This window comes from Thermomonas sp. XSG (assembly GCF_014678725.1).
In the GTDB taxonomy this organism is placed as follows: Bacteria; Pseudomonadota; Gammaproteobacteria; order Xanthomonadales; family Xanthomonadaceae; genus Thermomonas.
In genome coordinates this window covers 2182561-2198453 of the sequence record NZ_CP061497.1, presented here as the reverse complement: position 1 = coordinate 2198453, position 15893 = coordinate 2182561, and the positions used below count along the sequence as shown (strand labels likewise).

Annotated in this window: 17 protein-coding genes and 1 pseudogene; 8 read left to right on the top strand and 10 right to left on the bottom strand. The window is 71.1% G+C overall.

Annotation, left to right across the window (positions count from 1 at the left end; all coding sequences use genetic code 11):
- Nucleotides 1-36 precede the first annotated feature (36 nt).
- A complete protein-coding gene (locus ICG51_RS10340) occupies nucleotides 37-393 on the top strand; it encodes a hypothetical protein (protein ID WP_190280288.1) in 357 nt (118 codons plus the stop codon).
- Between the two features lies 1 nt (nucleotide 394).
- Here ICG51_RS10340 and ICG51_RS10335 read toward each other — a convergent pair whose 3' ends face one another.
- From ICG51_RS10335 to ICG51_RS10315, 5 genes are read right to left on the bottom strand one after another with little or no spacing between them, the layout of a single operon-like run.
- Nucleotides 395-1330: an aspartate carbamoyltransferase catalytic subunit gene (locus ICG51_RS10335; RefSeq protein ID WP_190280287.1), complete on the bottom strand. Its 936-nt coding sequence runs from the start codon at nucleotides 1328-1330 to the stop codon at nucleotides 395-397.
- 31 nt (nucleotides 1331-1361) lie between these two features.
- Complete coding sequence (gene ruvX, locus ICG51_RS10330) at nucleotides 1362-1838, bottom strand: Holliday junction resolvase RuvX (RefSeq protein ID WP_190280286.1); 477 nt, start codon at nucleotides 1836-1838, stop codon at nucleotides 1362-1364.
- Nucleotides 1835-2401, bottom strand: coding sequence for a YqgE/AlgH family protein (locus ICG51_RS10325; RefSeq protein WP_190280285.1), 567 nt, complete (start codon nucleotides 2399-2401; stop codon nucleotides 1835-1837). Before ICG51_RS10325 ends, ruvX begins: the two co-directional genes overlap by 4 nt.
- Before the next feature lie 43 nt (nucleotides 2402-2444).
- Nucleotides 2445-3575, bottom strand: a complete 1131-nt coding sequence (locus ICG51_RS10320) for a PilT/PilU family type 4a pilus ATPase (protein WP_190280284.1) — start codon at nucleotides 3573-3575, stop codon at nucleotides 2445-2447.
- Between the two features lie 47 nt (nucleotides 3576-3622).
- Complete coding sequence (locus ICG51_RS10315; RefSeq protein WP_190280283.1) at nucleotides 3623-4660, bottom strand: type IV pilus twitching motility protein PilT; 1038 nt, start codon at nucleotides 4658-4660, stop codon at nucleotides 3623-3625.
- 178 nt (nucleotides 4661-4838) lie between these two features.
- Here ICG51_RS10315 and ICG51_RS10310 point away from each other — a divergent pair, with 178 nt between their 5' ends.
- The 3 genes from ICG51_RS10310 to ICG51_RS10300 all read left to right on the top strand — a co-directional run bounded on the left by ICG51_RS10310 (nucleotide 4839) and on the right by ICG51_RS10300 (nucleotide 6875).
- Complete coding sequence (locus ICG51_RS10310) at nucleotides 4839-5492, top strand: YggS family pyridoxal phosphate-dependent enzyme (RefSeq protein ID WP_190282446.1); 654 nt, start codon at nucleotides 4839-4841, stop codon at nucleotides 5490-5492.
- Between the two features lie 73 nt (nucleotides 5493-5565).
- Entirely contained in the window at nucleotides 5566-6390 is an 825-nt protein-coding gene (gene proC / locus ICG51_RS10305; RefSeq protein ID WP_190280282.1) for a pyrroline-5-carboxylate reductase, read from the top strand.
- Nucleotides 6391-6398: 8 nt separating this feature from the next.
- A complete protein-coding gene (locus tag ICG51_RS10300; RefSeq protein ID WP_190280281.1) occupies nucleotides 6399-6875 on the top strand; it encodes a DUF4426 domain-containing protein in 477 nt (158 codons plus the stop codon).
- 12 nt (nucleotides 6876-6887) lie between these two features.
- On the opposite strand, the gene ICG51_RS10295 is transcribed toward ICG51_RS10300, so the two are convergent.
- The 3 genes from ICG51_RS10295 to ICG51_RS10285 are packed head-to-tail and all read right to left on the bottom strand — an operon-like array spanning nucleotide 6888 to nucleotide 8534.
- The gene (locus ICG51_RS10295; protein WP_190282445.1) at nucleotides 6888-7685 is read right to left on the bottom strand and encodes a cobalamin-binding protein; all 798 of its coding nucleotides are present in this window, start codon (nucleotides 7683-7685) and stop codon (nucleotides 6888-6890) included.
- A gap of 11 nt (nucleotides 7686-7696) precedes the next feature.
- On the bottom strand, nucleotides 7697-8293 hold the full coding sequence (pdxH, locus tag ICG51_RS10290; protein WP_190280280.1) for a pyridoxamine 5'-phosphate oxidase: 597 nt from the start codon (nucleotides 8291-8293) through the stop codon (nucleotides 7697-7699).
- 37 nt (nucleotides 8294-8330) lie between these two features.
- Entirely contained in the window at nucleotides 8331-8534 is a 204-nt protein-coding gene (locus ICG51_RS10285; RefSeq protein WP_190280279.1) for a dodecin family protein, read from the bottom strand.
- A 110-nt stretch (nucleotides 8535-8644) separates the two neighbouring features.
- Here ICG51_RS10285 and ICG51_RS14375 point away from each other — a divergent pair.
- Both ICG51_RS14375 and aroB read left to right on the top strand, forming a co-directional pair.
- Nucleotides 8645-9124: pseudogene (locus ICG51_RS14375) on the top strand (shikimate kinase); the annotation flags it as partial.
- 51 nt (nucleotides 9125-9175) lie between these two features.
- Nucleotides 9176-10276, top strand: coding sequence for a 3-dehydroquinate synthase (gene aroB / locus ICG51_RS10280; protein ID WP_223809586.1), 1101 nt, complete (start codon nucleotides 9176-9178; stop codon nucleotides 10274-10276).
- Nucleotides 10277-10286: 10 nt separating this feature from the next.
- On the opposite strand, the gene ICG51_RS10275 is transcribed toward aroB, so the two are convergent.
- A complete protein-coding gene (locus ICG51_RS10275; protein WP_190280277.1) occupies nucleotides 10287-10667 on the bottom strand; it encodes a VOC family protein in 381 nt (126 codons plus the stop codon).
- Between the two features lie 97 nt (nucleotides 10668-10764).
- On the opposite strand from ICG51_RS10275, the gene ICG51_RS10270 reads away from it, so the two are divergent.
- The gene (locus ICG51_RS10270) at nucleotides 10765-11019 is read left to right on the top strand and encodes a WGR domain-containing protein (RefSeq protein WP_190280276.1); all 255 of its coding nucleotides are present in this window, start codon (nucleotides 10765-10767) and stop codon (nucleotides 11017-11019) included.
- A 90-nt stretch (nucleotides 11020-11109) separates the two neighbouring features.
- Nucleotides 11110-12171 carry a uroporphyrinogen decarboxylase gene (gene hemE, locus ICG51_RS10265; RefSeq protein ID WP_190280275.1) on the top strand — a complete coding sequence of 354 codons (1062 nt, stop codon included), beginning with the start codon at nucleotides 11110-11112 and terminating at the stop codon, nucleotides 12169-12171.
- A gap of 143 nt (nucleotides 12172-12314) precedes the next feature.
- On the opposite strand, the gene ICG51_RS10260 is transcribed toward hemE, so the two are convergent.
- Nucleotides 12315-15833, bottom strand: a complete 3519-nt coding sequence (locus ICG51_RS10260; protein WP_190280274.1) for an ATP-binding protein — start codon at nucleotides 15831-15833, stop codon at nucleotides 12315-12317.
- Nucleotides 15834-15893: the final 60 nt, after the last annotated feature.

The following is a 15893-nucleotide window of genomic DNA, read 5'->3' as shown; positions in this document are numbered from 1 at the left end:
ACCGCCGCGGCCCGCACCGACGGGTTCGAGCTCGATATGGCCCGAGTGGACCGGTTCCTGGCGGCCACCCGCCAGCTGGCGGCGGCAGAGCGGGCGGACAGCACGCTGGACAGCGCGATGAACGCGTCGACCGAGGACACCGCCGCCTACATCGCGCGCCTCGAAAGCACGCCCGCACTGCGCGAGGCGATCGCCCGCGGCGGCATGACCACGCGCGAATACGCGCAGACCAGCGAGGCGCTGGTGGCCACGCTGATGGCGCTGGGCGCGCAGGAAGCCGGCCTGCTCAAGGACCTGCCGGCCGAACTGGCGCCACAGCACCTGGACTTCGTGCGCGCGCACCGCGCCGAACTGGAGCGCAAGTTGCAGGCGGCGGACGCGGCGGAAGGCTGATTCAGCCGGCCAGCAGCGCCTCCAGCGCCGCCATCCGTACCGCCACGCCGTTACCGACCTGCACCAGCACGCGCGAGTGCGGGCCGTCGGCCACCGCGTCGCTGATCTCCACGCCGCGGTTCATCGGGCCGGGATGCATGACGATGGCATCCGGCGCGGCGCGGCGCAGGCGGGCCCCGGTCAGGCCGTAATCGCGGTGGTAGTCGTCCAGCGAATCGACCAGGCCCTCGGCCATGCGCTCGCGCTGCAGGCGCAGCATCATCGCCGCGTCCACGCCGTCCAACGCGGCGTCCAGGTCGTGGCTGACGATGCAGCCGTGCAGGGTGTCGTCGTCCGGCAGCAGCGACTTCGGTCCGCACACGCGGATCTCGCCGCATCCCAGCGCCCGCAGCGCATGCAGGTCGCTGCGCGCGACCCGCGAGTGCTTGACGTCGCCGACGATCACCACCTTCAGCTTCGAGAAGTCCTCGCCCTTCGCCTGGCGCAGGGTCAGCATGTCCAGCAGGCCCTGCGTGGGGTGGTGGCTGCGGCCATCGCCGGCATTGAGCAACGCCACGCCGGGATTGGCCGCCACCGCCAGCGTGGCTACCGCGCCATCGGCCTTGTGCCGTACCACGAAGCCGCGCACGCCCATCGCCTGGATGGTGCGGAAGGTATCGAGGTCGGTCTCGCCCTTGGTGGCCGACGAGGTGGAGGCATCGAAGTTGAGGATGTGCGCGCCCAGCCGCTGCGCCGCCAGCTGGAAGCTCAGGCGGGTGCGCGTGGAAGGTTCGAAGAACAGCGTGCACACGGCCACGCCGGCCAGCGCGGCAGGCGCCTGCGCACCGTCGACGAAGGCCTGGGCGCGGCGCAGCAGCGCATCCAGCTGCGCAGGCGGCAGGCGCTCCAGGTCCAGCAGGTAGCGGAGGCGGCCGTCGGCGTCGTTATGCGGGTTCATGCGGATCCGGAAGTGGGTGACAAGGGAAGGATCAGTCCACCAGCTGCGCATCGCGCGGCGAGGACAGCCAGCGTTCGACGATGACCGCCGCCGCCACGGCGTCCAGCACCTCGGCATCGCGGCGCTTGCGGCGGCCCTCGGCGCGCGCGGCGGCGAAGCGGCGCGCCGCCTCCTGCGAGCTGTTGCGTTCGTCGATCATCACCACTGGCAAATGCGTGCGCTGGCGGAGTTCGCGCGCGAACGCGCGGGCGGCGCTGCGGATCGGCTGGTCGCCGCCGTCCAGGGTCATCGGATCGCCGACCACCAGGCCATCGGGCCGCCACTCGCGCAGCAGCCGCTCCACCTGCGCCCACTCGGGGCCGGCATCGCGCACGTCCACCACCGCCACCGCGCGCGCGCCGCCGGTCATGGCGTTGCCCACCGCCACCCCGATCCGGCGCATGCCCACGTCGAAGCCCAGCACGGTGCCGTCGGAACGGATCTGCGGCGCGGCGGCGGCTTCGCTCATGCGTGTCCGCTGTGGCTGGCGTGGTTGAGCAGATCGATGCCGATGCTCCCTGCCGCGGCCTGCCAGCGCTGCGCGATCGGCAGCTGGAACAGCACATCGGTCCGGTTGGGCACCAGCAGCCAGCTGTCGTCGACCAGTTCCTGCTCCAGCTGGCCTTCGCCCCAGCCGGCGCAACCCAGCGCCACCAGCGCCTGCGGCGGGCCGTCGCCGCGCGCCATCGCTTCCAGCACGTCGCGCGAGGTGGTCAGGTACAGGCCATCGGCGACTTCCAGGCTGGAATCGAAGGCGTGATCGCCATCGTGCAGGACGAAGCCGCGCTCCGGATGCACCGGGCCGCCGGACAGCACCACCTGGGCCTGCAGTGCCGCATCCTCGCTGGCGATGCCCATCTGCCGGAACACCTCGCCCAGGGTGTACTCGGAGGGACGGTTCACCATCACCCCCATCGCCCCGTCGCCGTCGTGCTGGCAGATCAGGGTGACGCTGCGGTCGAAGTACGGATCGCGCAGCGACGGCAGCGCGATCAGCAGGTGGTTGCCGAAGCGTTCGCCGTGCTCATCCATGCCGCGCATTCTAGCGTGGCGGGCGTGCCGCCGGCCGGGACGGTCAGCGCGCCTCGGCGATCTCCACGCCATCCAGCCCCTGCGAGAGGGTGCGGGCATCGCCGCCCTGCGCCAGCTTGATGCGCAGGCGCACCTCGTTGGCCGAGTCGGCGTAGCGCAGCGCATCCTCGTAGCTGATCTCGCCGGCCTGGTAGAGCTCGAACAGGCTCTGGTCGAAGGTCTTCATGCCCAGCTGGACCGATTCCTTCATCACTTCCTTGAGCTTGTGGATCTCGCCGTCGCGGATGTAGTCCTGCACCAGCGGGGTACCCAGCAGGACTTCCATCGCCACCCGCCGGGCCTTGCCATCCGGGGTCGGGATCAGCTGCTGCGCGACCACGCCCTTCAGGTTCAGCGACAGGTCCATCAGCAGCTGGCTGCGGCGGTCCTCGGGGAAGAAGTTGATGATGCGGTCCATCGCCTGGTTGGCGTTGTTGGCGTGCAGCGTGCACAGCACAAGGTGGCCGGTTTCGGCGAAGGCGATGGCGTGATCCATACCTTCGCGGGTACGCACCTCGCCGATCATGATCACGTCCGGCGCCTGGCGCAGGGTGTTCTTCAGCGCGTTGTCCCAGCTGTCGGTGTCGATGCCGACCTCGCGCTGGGTGATGATGCAGCCGTCGTGCTTGTGCACGAACTCGATCGGGTCCTCGATGGTGATGATGTGGCCGGTGGAGTTCGCGTTGCGGTAGCCGATCATCGCCGCCAGCGAGGTCGATTTACCCGTGCCGGTGGCGCCGACGAAGATGATGATCCCGCGCTTCGTCATCGCCAGCGTCTTGACGATCGGCGGCAGGCTGAGCTCCTCCACCGTCGGGATGCGCGTCTCGATGCGGCGCAGCACCATGCCGACCTGGTTGCGCTGATAGAAGCAGCTCACACGGAAACGGCCCACGCCGGCCACGCCGATGGCGAAGTTGCACTCGTGGGTCTTCTCGAACTCCTCGCGCTGCGAGGGCGACATCACGTTCAGCACCAGGTCGCGCGACTGCTGCGGCGTGAGCGGGTTCTGGGTGATCGGGCTGATCTTGCCGTGGACCTTCATTGACGGCGGCATGCCGGCGGTGATGAACAGGTCCGACGCCTTCTGGTGCGCCATCAGCTTGAGGAACGAGGTGAAATCGATGCTGCTCATCCTGGATGCTCCGATGTCGTTGGCGCGCCGGCCCGGCGAACCGGCGGTTATTCGAACAGACGTTTGTCCTTGGCGTACTCGCGGGCCTGCTGGCGGCTGACCATGCCGCGCTTGACCAGTTCCTGCAGGTGCTGGTCGAGCGTCTGCATGCCCTGGCCCTGGCCGGTCTGGATGGAGGAATACATCTGCGCCACCTTGTCCTCGCGGATCAGGTTGCGGATGGCCGGGGTGCCGACCATGATCTCCCACGCTGCGGTGCGGCCGCCGCCGACCTTCTTCAGCAGCGCCTGCGCGATCACCGCGCGCAGCGATTCGGAGAGCATCGAGCGGACCATCGGCTTCTCGCCGGCGGGGAACACGTCGATGATGCGGTCGATGGTCTTGGCCGCGGAGCTGGTGTGCAGGGTGGCGAACACCAGGTGGCCGGTTTCCGCCGCAGTCAGCGCCAGGCGGATGGTCTCGAGGTCGCGCAACTCGCCGACCAGGATGATGTCCGGATCCTCGCGCAGCGCGCTGCGCAGCGCCTCGTTGAAGCCGTGGGTGTCGCGGTGCACTTCACGCTGGTTGATCAGGCACTTCTGCGAGGTGTGCACGAACTCGATCGGGTCTTCGACCGAGAGGATGTGGCTGTACTCGCTCTTGTTGATGTGGTCGATCATCGCCGCCAGCGTGGTCGACTTGCCCGAGCCGGTCGGCCCGGTCACCAGGATCAGGCCCTGCGGCTGCTCGATCAGTTCCTTGAAGATGCGCGGGCAGCCCAGGTCTTCGAGCGTCAGCACCTCCGAGGGAATGGTGCGGAAGACCGCGCCGGCGCCGCGGTTCTGGTTGAACGCGTTGACGCGGAAGCGGGCCAGGCCGGGGATCTCGAAGCTGAAGTCGACTTCGAGGAATTCCTCGAAGTCGCGACGCTGCTTGTCCGACATGATGTCGTAGACCAGCGCGTGCACCTGTTTGTGGTCCAGTGCCGGGATGTTGATCCGGCGGACGTCACCGTCGACGCGGATCATCGGCGGCAGACCCGCGGACAGGTGCAGGTCCGAGGCCTTGTTCTTGACCGAGAATGCCAACAGTTCGGCGATATCCATGCGTTCCCCTTGCGCCTAATCGTTTGAATGAAAACCCGCTGCGACGACCCGGTGGTTGGCACCGGCCGCACCCCGCAGGCAGTATGAGCGCCACCGACGCCAGCGTACAACCACCGTGCCGCAGCCGACCCTGCCCGCCACCGTCCCCGCCGCCTCCGCGCTGCGGGCGGCCCTGTCCATGATCGAGAACGCGACCCGGCTGCCCGACAGGCCAGCGCCGCGGCTGCTGGCGGTATCCAAGACCCGCGACGCCGATGCCGTCGCCGCGATGGCGGCGGCCGGGCAGCGCGCCTTCGGCGAGAACTACGTGCAGGAAGCGCTGCCCAAGATCGAGGCGCTGCGCGGCCTGGACTTGGAGTGGCACCTGATCGGCCACCTGCAGTCCAACAAGGCCGATGCCGCCGCGCGCGCCTTCGACTGGGTGCAGACGGTGGACCGCGCCAAGCTGGTGGAGGCGCTGGCCAGGCACCGCCCCGCGGGGTTGCCGCCGCTCAACGTGCTCATCCAGGTCAACATCGACGACGAGGCCGGCAAGCACGGATGCCGCCCGGAGGAAGTGGAGTCGCTGGCCGCCGCCATCGCCGCGCAGCCGGCACTGCGCCTGCGCGGCTTGATGGCGATCCCCGCGCCCGAACCCGACATGGCGCGCCGGCGCGCCGCCTTCCGCGCGATGTCGGCGCTGTTCGACGCCACCGCCGCGCGCCATCCCGGGCTCGACATGCTGTCGATGGGGATGAGCGAAGACTATGTCGAGGCGATCGAGGAAGGCGCCACCATGGTGCGCATCGGCAGCGCGCTGTTCGGCGCGCGGGAAGCCAGGCAGACGGGGTGACGCGCGCGCACCGCGGCCCCATGCGGCCGCACAGATGACAACGGGCGCTAGCCCACGGAACAGGAGTCCAGGCATGAACAACGGCGATATCGCCTTCATCGGTGGCGGCAACATGGCGCGCAGCCTGATCGGCGGGCTGGTGGCACGGGGCCACGCTCCCCGCTCCATCCGGGTGGCCGAACCGGTACCCGCCCTGCGCGACGCGCTGCAGGCCGACTTCGGCGTGGCGGTGTTCGAGACCGGCGCGGACGCGGTTGCAGGCGCCGACACCTGGGTGCTGGCAACCAAACCGCAGGTGCTGCGCGAAGTCTGCGAAGCCCTGGCCGGGCAGGCGCAGGCGGCGCGGCCGCTGCTGGTGTCGATTGCCGCCGGCATCACCACCGTGCAGATCGCGCACTGGCTGGGCGATACCGGGCTGCCGGTAGTGCGCACGATGCCGAACACCCCGGCCCTGCTCGGCGCCGGCGCCACCGGGCTGTACGCCAATGCGGCGGTGGACGCCACCAGCCGGCACTTCGCGGAAACGCTGCTGTCCGCCGCCGGCACCACCGTCTGGATCAAGGACGAAGCGCGGATGGACGCGGTGACCGCGGTATCCGGCAGCGGCCCGGCCTATGTGTTCCTGCTGGCCGAGGCGATGGTTGCCGCCGGCGTGGAGGAAGGGCTGCCCGCCGAAGCGGCCCGCGCACTGGCCTTGCAGACCGTGCTGGGCGCGGCGCGCATGCTGACCGAATCCGATGTCGACGCGGCCGAGCTGCGCCGCCGGGTGACCTCGCCCGGCGGGACCACCCAGGCTGCCATCGACACCTTCGAGGCCGGCGGCTTCCGCACGCTGGTCGCCGCCGCCATCCATGCTGCGCGCGTCCGCGGCGCAGCGCTGTCCGCCGCCAACGACTGAGATCCGTCATGCGCCTGCCAACCGTCCTGTTGTCCCTGCTGCTCCCCGCCGCCCTGCTGACCGCCTGCGGGCGCGGCGATCCGGCCCCCGCGCCTGCCACCCTGGCCAACACCACCGCCGTCACCGCGACGGTCGGCGGTGCGACCCTGCAGGCATCGTCCGTGGCCATCGCCAACCTGGACCAGGCAATGGCCGCCCGCTACGGTTTCGATCCAAGTCACGACGGCGCGCTGCTGCTGGTCACCCTCCGCGATGCCGACGGCAACGCCCTGCCGCCCGGCGACCTGCAGCTGACCGCCACCGCCAGCGTGCTGCCCGACCCGCCCAGGCCGCTGGAGTTGCAGCGGATCGAGGTCGGCACCCTGGTGGATTACGTCGGCGTGTTCCCGGCCCGACCGCCGGCCAGCGTGCAGTTCCACGTCACTGCAAGCCGCGGCGGCGCCCGCGTGGAGATGAACACGACTGCGGAGCTGTATCCGCGCTGAGGCACGGGCGGCTCAACGCGCCTGGCGCGCGCCCCACGCCTGCACGATGGCGGCGATCCGTGCCACCCCGTCGGTCAATGCGGCCGGCCCCGGCTGCAGAATGATCGGCGACTTGACCTCATGCAGCTCGCCGTCGCGCACCGCCGGAATGTCGTTCCAGCCGGGGCGCGCTGCCACCCGGTCGGGGCGGAACTTCTTGCCGCACCACGATCCCAGGATGATGTCCGGCGCGCGCCGCACCACTTCGCCGGCATCCTCCAGGATGCGGGCCTTGGCCAGCGGCTCGACGGCGCGTTCGGGGAAGATGTCGTCGCCGCCGGCGATGCGCACCAGCTCGGCCACCCAGCGGATACCGGTGATCGGCGGCTCGTCCCATTCCTCGAAATACACCTTCGGCCGGCGCGGCAGCGTCGCGGCCTGCGCCTCGATCGCATCCAGCCCGCGCCGCAGTTCCCCTGCCCAAGCGCCTGCGCGCTCGCCGGCACCAACCATCGCGCCCAGCCGGCGGATGTAGTCGAGGATCCCGTCGACGCTGCGATGATTGGAAATCCACACCTCCACCCCGGCCTTGACCAGCTCGCGGGCGATGTCGGCCTGGATGTCGGAGAAGCCGACCACGAAGTCCGGCTGCAGCTTGAGGATCTCGCCGATCTTCGCGCTGGTGAAGGCGCTGACCTTGGGCTTCTCGCGGCGCGCCTGCGCTGGCCGCACGGTGAAGCCGCTGATGCCGACGATGCGGTCCTGCTCGCCCAGCGCGTACAGGACTTCGGTGGGCTCTTCGGTGAGGCAGACGATGCGCCGCGGGCCCACCGCAGGGCGACTCACGGATACAGCATCCGCTTCGACCACGCGCCGTCCGCATCGCGTTCGTGCAGCCAGCGCTCGTGCAGGCGGAAGGTGGCGGCGTACCAGAACTCCAGCGCGCGCGGCACCACCCGGAACCCGGTCCAGCGCGGCGGACGCGGCACTTCGCGGCCTTCGAACTCGGCCTCGTACTGCGCCAGGCGAGCCTCGAAGGTGTCCCGCGCATCCAGCGTTTCGGACTGGTGCGACGCCCAGGCGCCCAGCTGGCTGACCCGCGGCCGGGTGGCGAAATAGGCGTCGGCTTCGGCCTCGGTCACCAGTTCCACGTCGCCCTCGATCCGCACCTGCACGCCGTTGCGCACGCGCGGCCAGTGGAACAGCAGCGCCGCCTGCGGATTGGCCTGCAGCTCGCGGCCCTTGCGGCCGTCGAGGTGGCTGTAGAAGACGAAGCCGTCGGCATCGAACGCCTTGAGCAGGACGACGCGCGCGGACGGCCGTCCGCCTTCGCCGACCGTGGCCACCGTCATCGCGGTGCGGTCGGGTTCGCCGGCAGCGGCGGCCTCGTCGAAGAGGGCCTGGAAGGTGGCAAGGATGTCGTCGGGCACGGTAGGCATGCGCGCATTGTCGCGCGCATGGGCGCCGCGCGCACGCCTACTCGACGACGAAGCTGACCCGCAGGTTGACCCGCCATTCCTGCACGTTGCCCCCCTCGTCGGTGACCACCTTGATCTCGTTGACCCAGGCGCCCTTGATGTTCTTGACCGATTCGGCGCACTTCTTCAGCCCATGCTTCACCGCATCCTCCATGCTGGTGGTGGACGAGGCGTTGAGTTCGATGACCTTGGCGACGGACATGGCGGCTCTCCGGTGGCGTCCCGGCGGATTGCCGGTGCCGCAGCTTCGCCGCGCATGCGTTAAATCCGCGCAGTCATGGGCGCGCCGGTCGGCGCTGTTAGCATGCTGCGATGCAAAACCGCGAACACCTCGTCCTGGTCGGCCCGATGGGTGCCGGCAAGAGCACGCTGGGCCGTGCGCTGGCCGCGCGGCTGCAGCGGCCGTTCGTGGACGTGGACGCACGCATCGAGGCCGAGGCCGGCTGCAGCATCGCCGCGCTGTTCGAGGCGGAAGGCGAGACCGGCTTCCGCGTCCATGAGGCGCGCGTGCTGGCAACGGTGCTGGCCGAGCCGGCCGCCGTCATCGCCACCGGCGGCGGCGCCGTGCTGGCGCAGGCCAACCGCGCGGCGATGCGCGCTGCCGGCATCGTCGTCTACCTGCAGGTCGATGCCGCCACCCAGCTGGCGCGCCTGCAGGACGACGCCACCCGCCCGCTGCTGCAGGCAGGGGACCGCGCGCCGCGGCTGGCGCAGCTGCAGGCGCAGCGCGAGCCGCTGTACCGTGCCGCGGCGCACCTGCTGTTCGACGCGGCCAACCTTGCGCCGGAAGCCGCAGCCGCGGCGCTGGCCGGGCGACTCGACGACTTCGGAGCCACCACCGGCATGAATACGCCCCTGCAGACGCTGACCGTCGCTGCCGCCGCGCCCTACCCCATCCACATCGGCGCCGGCCTGCTGGATCACGGCGACCTGCTGGCGCAGCCGCTACGCGGCCGGCATGCGCTGCTGGTCAGCGACGCCAACGTCGCGCCGCTGTACGCCGACCGCGTGGAAGCCGCGCTGCGCGACGCGCGGCCGGACCTGCACATCGCCCGTCAGGTCATCCGCGCCGGCGAGGCGGAAAAGACCCTGGCGAATTTCGCCGGCGTCATCGATGCGCTGGCGGCGCTCGGCGCCACCCGCGACGCCTGCGTGTATGCGCTGGGCGGCGGGGTGGTCGGGGACCTGGCCGGCTTCGCCGCCGCTTGCTGGATGCGCGGGATCGACATCGTGCAACTGCCCACTACCCTGCTGTCGATGGTGGATTCCTCGGTCGGCGGCAAGACCGCCGTGGACATCCCGCAGGGCAAGAACCTGGTGGGCGCCTTCCACGTCCCGCGCGCGGTGCTGGCCGATACCGCCAGCCTGCGCACGCTGCCGCCGCGCGAGCTGCGCGCCGGCCTGGCCGAAGTCATCAAGTACGGCGCGATCATGGACGCCGGTTTCCTGGCTTGGCTGGACGCGCACCACGCCGCCCTGCTGGCCGGCGAGGACGCCGCACTGGCCGAAGCGATCGCCCGCAGCTGCGCGCACAAGGCGGCGATCACCGCGCGCGACCCGCTGGAACACGGCGCGCGCGCGCTGCTCAACTTCGGCCACACCTTCGGCCACGCGATCGAGGCCGAGCAAGGCTATGCCGACGGCCTCAACCACGGCGAGGCGGTGGCGGTGGGCATGCTGCTGGCCACCCGCCTGTCGGCCGCGCTGGGGCTGGCCTCCTGGGCCGATGCGGAAGCGCTGCGCGCGCTGCTGCTGCGCTTCGGCCTGCCGGTGGACGTGCCCGCCGGGCTGGCGCCGGAAGCGCTGCTGGCGCGGATGCGGCTGGACAAGAAGGTCCAGGCCAGCGGGCTGCGCTTCATCCTGTGGGACGGCCCCGGCGCCGCGCGGATCGTTGCCGACGTGGACGAGGCCGCGGTGCTGGCGGTGCTGCGCGACGCCGGCTGACGGCCGCGACTCACTGCCCCGGCGGCGGCTCCCACAACTCGATCTTGTTGCCGTCCGGGTCGATCACCCAGCCGAACCGGCCGTGTTCGGAATCCTCGCGCTTGTCGAGCACCTCGCAGCCCTCCTCGCGCAGCGCGGCCAGCAGCGCGTCGAGGTCCGCTACCCGGAAATTGACCATGAACGGCGCGATGCTGGGCGCCATGTAGTCGGTGTCCGCGGCAAACGGGCTCCACAGCGTCATCCCCGGGGGACTGTCCGGACCGCCCCACTGGAACACCACGCCGCCCCAGTCGGTGACGTCCAGGCCCAGATGCTCCCGGTACCAGGCACCGAGGCGCTTGGGGTCGGGTGACTTGAAGAAAATGCCGCCGATGCCCGTCACGCGCTGCATGTCGTTCTCCCGAAGGTTGTAGCCCGCATCCGCTCCGCGGGGCCGGCAGGGCGCCGGGACGCGCGGGCGCCGGTCCCGCACCTTACAATGCCGCCCCATGCGCCTGCTGCTGCAACAACGCCCCGATGGCCGCGAAGCCCCGCGCTTCGTCCAGCTCCAGCTCCAGCCCGACCTGCTGGGCGGCTGGGAGCTGCTGCGCGAGACCGGCCAGACCGGTGGCCGCAGCACCCTGCGCAAGACCCTGTACAGCGACCAGCCCAGTGCCCTTGCGGCACTGGAAAAGGAACGCGACGCGCAGCTGAGGAAAGGTTTCCAGCTGGTGTTCGCGCAGGGCGCGGACGCGCCGAGATGACCGCCGCCGTGGCCAGCCAGCGCCGGCCTGCATGACCGTTTCCGCCGCCGCATCGCGCACCGGCAAGCACACCCCCATGGAGCAACGCCCTTGTCCACGACCCTGAAGAACGATCGCTTCCTGCGCGCGCTGCGCCGCGAACCGGTGGACTGCACCCCCGTCTGGCTGATGCGCCAGGCCGGCCGCTACCTGCCGGAGTACCGCGCCACCCGCAAGGCCGCCGGCAGCTTCCTGGGCATGGCCAAGAATCCCGAGATCGCCTGCGAAGTCACCCTGCAGCCGCTGCGCCGGTTTCCGCTGGACGCGGCGATCCTGTTTTCCGACATCCTCACCGTGCCCGACGCGATGGGCCTGGGCCTGTATTTCGTCGAAGGCGAAGGCCCGAAGTTCGAGCGTCCGCTGCGCAGGGTGGCCGATATCGACGCGCTGGTCGTGCCTGACATGGGCAGCAGCCTGCGCTACGTGATGGACGCGGTCAGCCTGATCCGCCACGAGCTGGACGGCAGCGTGCCGCTGATCGGCTTCTCCGGCAGCCCGTGGACGCTGGCCTGCTACATGGTGGAAGGCGGCGGCAGCAAGGACTGGGGCAAGGTCAAGGCGCTGGCGCTGAACGAGCCGTCCGCCATGCACAAGCTGCTGGGCACCATCACCGACGCGGTGATCGCCTATCTCACCGCGCAGCACGCGGCGGGCGCGCAGGCGCTGCAGGTGTTCGACACCTGGGGCGGCACGCTGGGCCCGGCGATGTACCGCGAGTTCTCGCTGCCCTACCTCACCCGTATCGCCGCTGCACTGAAGCCGCTCGGGGTGCCGGTGATCCTGTTCGGCAAGGGCAACGCCCCGCACCTCGATGCGCTATTCACCAGTGGCGCGGACGCCATCGGCGTGGACTGGACAGTGACGCTGGAGGACGCCGCGCGCCGCAACGGCGGCCGGGTGGCGCTGCAGGGCAACATGGACCCGGCGATGCTGTACGGCAGCCCCGACGCGGTGCGCGCGCAGGCACGCGCGGTGCTGGACAGCTACCGCGACGGCAACGGCGGCAGCCGGGAAGGCCACGTCTTCAACCTCGGTCACGGCATGTCGCCGGACATGAATCCCGACCACGTCGCCGCGCTGGTGGACGAAGTGCACGCCTACAGCGCGCGCTGACGCCTCCGGAACAAAGGCAGCCGCAAGTAGCGACAAGCACCCGGCGCGGCCGGGACAGCGCAACCAAGCGAGTACCGGGGAGCGACTTGCGCTGTCCCGGCCGCGCCGGGTGCGCTGTCACAACGAAGCGAACCTCGAACGCGCTAAACCGCTGCCGCCAGCAGCGACTCCAACGCCTGCCCCAGCATCTCCCCGGTCACCGGCTTGCGCAGGAAGCCATCGAACCCGGCCAGGCGCGCCTGCGCCTCCGCGTCGGCATCGGAGCGTGCGGTGACCGCCAGAAGCGGCGCCAAGAATCCGCTAGCGCGAAGTGCGCGCGCCAGCGCCAGGCCATCCATCCCCGGCAGGTCCAGGTCCAGCAGCGCGACATCGAAGCGACCGGTGGCCGCTTCGGTCAGCGCGCCGAGGCCATGACCGACGTGCGTCACCGCGTGGCCCTGCGCCCGCAGCAGGCCGGCGATGGCTTGCGCCACGATGGCGTCGTCCTCGACCAGCAACAGCGCGCGGCCTGCGGAGGTCGATGCCGACGGGGCCGATGCTGCGCGTGCGGCCGGAGGCTCCACCACCGGCAACGGCAGCTCCACGATGAAGCGGGCGCCCTGCCCCGGCGCGCTTTCCACCGTGATGCGGCCACCCATCGCTGCCGCCAGTTCCTGCGAGATCGCCAGCCCTAGGCCGCTGCCGCCGTAGCGTGCCGCAGTGCGCGCGCCGTCGGCCTGCTCGAAGCGGCGGAACAGCCGCTCGCGCTGCCCCGGATTGAGCCCCGGGCCGCTGTCGGCGACCACGAAGCGCACGCCCTGCGGCTGCAGCGCAGCCACCTCCAGCGATACGTGCCCAGCCTCGGTGAATTTGACCGCATTGCCGATCAGGTTGAGCAGGATCTGCTGCACGCGGGTACGGTCGCCCTGCAGCGCGCGCGGCGCGTCGGCATCGACGTGCTCGGCGAACACCAGCCCCTTGCGCTCGGCCAGCGGCGCCATCAGCTCCGCCACCTCGCCAAGCAGCGGCTTCAGCGCGAACGCCGCGTCCACCAGCTCCAACCTGCCGGCCTCGATGCGCGCCATGTCCAGCGCGTCGTTGACCAGCCGCAGCAGGTGCTCGCCGGCGCGGCGAATGGCATCGACGTGGCCACGTTGCTGCGTGTCCAGCGGCGTGCCCCGCAACAGCTCGGCCATGCCCAGCACGCCGGTCATCGGCGTGCGCACTTCGTGGCCAAGGGTGGCAAGGAAGCGCGACTTGGCCTGCGACGCCTGTTCGGCCAGCGTGCGCTTGTGCTCGGCCAGCTGCCAGGCATGGCGACGCTTCAGGCGCTCGCGATACGCCAGCGCCACCCCGGCCAGCAGCGACAGCGCCAGCAGCGTCCACGCCGCCAGCGCCCAGCCGCTGCGCCACCACGGCGGCGGCACGGTGAAGGCCAGCTGCTGCTCCGCGGCGGCGTTGCCGGTGGCGTCCTGGCCGCGGATGCGCAGCACGTAGCGACCGGGTGCCAGCCCCGTCAGGACGCGCTCGCCGCTACCGTCCAGCGCCACCCACCCGTGGTCGAAACCATCCAGTCGCGACCAGTAGCGGTTCGCGGCCGGGTCGTCATAGGCCAGCAGGCGCGTCCGGATGCGGAACTCGCGATCATCGCTGCGCAGCGCTAGGCCCGGGCCGGGCGGCAGGGCCTGCCATTCGCCCTCGCGGCGTACCGCGAATCCGTCGATGCGCAGAACCGGACGCATCGGGAGGGGGTCCGCGGCCCCGGTGTCGACCAGCCGCAACCCGCCATCCGCGGTGGCCGCGACCAGCACGCCGTCGTCGCGCAGCAGCGCCGCGCGGTCCAGGTATTCCTCGCTGCCACCGGCATCGTGCGTGCCGATGCGCCGCAGGTTGCGGCGCGCGGGTTCCCAGCGGTACAGGCCACGTGAGGTGGTGACCCAGACCCGCGCGCGGGCATCCACCAGCAGCGCCGCCGCCGCCACCGCCGGCATGCCGGAGCGCGCGCCGATGCGCTCCACCTGCGTCCAGCCGGCGGCGCCGCGCCGGTAGCGTTCCAGGCCGGCGAGGCGCTGCACCCACAGGGTGTCGGCCCCGTCGAAGGCGAGCGCGAACGCGCGTTCACTGCCCAACCCCGGCTGCGGCTGGAACCGCCTGCCGGCGGCATCGAAACGCAGCAGGCCGGCGCTGGTGGCGAGCCAAGGCTCGCCGCCGGGGGCCAGCGCCATGTCTTCGATGTCGGCATCACCCAGCCCACTGGCAGCGCCGGCAGGTATGTCCCGCAGGATCGCCCCGGTAGCCGTATCGCGCTGCTGCACCCCGGCACCGGGCGCCGCCAGCCACAGGCTGCCGTCGGCGCCGGGCAGGAGGCGGGTGATCAGGCTGGATGGGGCGGGCGCCTCCGCGTCGCCCGCCGTCCATTCGTCGATGGCACCGTCCGCGCCGATCCGGATCAGGCCACCACGATGCGATACCCACAGCCGCCGCGCCGCATCCTCGGCGATCGCCGCCAGTTTGATGTTGCGCAGGCGGGTCAGCGCGTCCTCATCCAGCGCGGTGACCACGCCGTCCGCGTCCATGTGTTCGACCATCCCGCCCAGCCCGCCCAGCCAGGCGCCGCCGTCGCCAGCCTTGCCCAGCGCGCGGTAGATCCCACCCTGCAAGCCGTCCACGGCGCCCCGGAATTCCGCCAATTGGCGCCAGTCCGAGCGCAGGTAGCCCAGGCCCAGACCCATCAGCGGCACCCACAGGGCACCGTCGCGCTCGGTCGACAGTGCGCTGACCGCGCGCGGGATGTCCGGGCCGCCCAGCGGCACCGGCACTGGTGGCGCATCGCCGCGCTGGTGCCACAGGCCGCGCTGGCTGCCTATCCAGCGGTCGCCGCGCGGATCGGTGGCCAGCGCCATCATCGCATTGGGACGATGGAACATCGGCGACCACGGCGGTTGCACCCAGCCACCGCGCACATGCCGCCAGATGCCGGCCGAAGTGCCCACCCACAGCCCGTCGGGCTGAATGGCCAGCGCGTACACCATCGGCTCGCCTTCGGCACCAGGCAACCCCACCCGCTCGAACACACCGTCACCGCCACGACGGGCGAGACCGGCGGTCGTGCCCACCCACAGCACGCCGTCGGCATCGGTGGCCAGCGCCAGGATGGTGTCCGAGGGCAGGCCATCGCGATCCGCGGAGAAATGCCGCATCGCGCCGTTGGCGTCGATCCGGGTCAGGCCGCCGTCGTAAGTACCCAGCCAGACCGCCTCGCCCTGCCGCGCCAGCGCCCACACGTCATCGCTGGCCAGCGACGGATGGGTGACCTTGCGATAGTGGGTGAACCGCTGTCGGCTGGCGTCGAGCACGCTGACGCCCTCGCCTTCCACCGCCACCCAGACGCGGTCCGCCGCGTCCACCAGCAGCGCCTGCACGTGATTGCCCGGCAAGCCGCCATCGACTCCAGGCGCATAGCGCCAGACCCGCATGTCCACGCCGTCGAAGCGGGCCAGTCCATCCACCGTGCCGATCCAAAGATAGCCGTCGGCATCGCGCGCCAGCGCCTTGATTTCCGAGGATGGCAGGCCTTGCGCCGGGCCCGCCACGCGGAAACGCGGGCGCTCGGGCACCCCCGCCAGCGCGCAGGCGCAGGCCAGCCACAGCAGTAGCAGCACGAACCGGAATCGATGCGTCATGTCCCCTCCCCGGCACTGATGCTGGCAACGCTACGTTGCACTTGCAAGCACGCCGGCACG

Bases quoted from the DNA above. Each gene is read 5' to 3' on its own strand.
- ICG51_RS10340 (WP_190280288.1), top strand. From the start codon at position 37: ATGGCCCGAGTGGACCGGTTCCTGGCGGCCACCCGCCAGCTGGCGGCG.
- ICG51_RS10310 (WP_190282446.1), top strand. From the start codon at position 4,839: ATGATCGAGAACGCGACCCGGCTGCCCGACAGGCCAGCGCCGCGGCTG.
- ICG51_RS10325 (WP_190280285.1), bottom strand. From the start codon at position 2,401: ATGGATGAGCACGGCGAACGCTTCGGCAACCACCTGCTGATCGCGCTG.
- ruvX (WP_190280286.1), bottom strand. From the start codon at position 1,838: ATGAGCGAAGCCGCCGCCGCGCCGCAGATCCGTTCCGACGGCACCGTG.
- ICG51_RS10335 (WP_190280287.1), bottom strand. From the start codon at position 1,330: ATGAACCCGCATAACGACGCCGACGGCCGCCTCCGCTACCTGCTGGAC.
- ICG51_RS10260 (WP_190280274.1), bottom strand. From the start codon at position 15,833: ATGACGCATCGATTCCGGTTCGTGCTGCTACTGCTGTGGCTGGCCTGC.
- proC (WP_190280282.1), top strand. From the start codon at position 5,566: ATGAACAACGGCGATATCGCCTTCATCGGTGGCGGCAACATGGCGCGC.
- aroB (WP_223809586.1), top strand. From the start codon at position 9,176: ATGAATACGCCCCTGCAGACGCTGACCGTCGCTGCCGCCGCGCCCTAC.
- ICG51_RS10285 (WP_190280279.1), bottom strand. From the start codon at position 8,534: ATGTCCGTCGCCAAGGTCATCGAACTCAACGCCTCGTCCACCACCAGC.
- pdxH (WP_190280280.1), bottom strand. From the start codon at position 8,293: ATGCCTACCGTGCCCGACGACATCCTTGCCACCTTCCAGGCCCTCTTC.
- ICG51_RS10300 (WP_190280281.1), top strand. From the start codon at position 6,399: ATGCGCCTGCCAACCGTCCTGTTGTCCCTGCTGCTCCCCGCCGCCCTG.
- ICG51_RS10275 (WP_190280277.1), bottom strand. From the start codon at position 10,667: ATGCAGCGCGTGACGGGCATCGGCGGCATTTTCTTCAAGTCACCCGAC.
- ICG51_RS10270 (WP_190280276.1), top strand. From the start codon at position 10,765: ATGCGCCTGCTGCTGCAACAACGCCCCGATGGCCGCGAAGCCCCGCGC.
- ICG51_RS10315 (WP_190280283.1), bottom strand. From the start codon at position 4,660: ATGGATATCGCCGAACTGTTGGCATTCTCGGTCAAGAACAAGGCCTCG.
- ICG51_RS10320 (WP_190280284.1), bottom strand. From the start codon at position 3,575: ATGAGCAGCATCGATTTCACCTCGTTCCTCAAGCTGATGGCGCACCAG.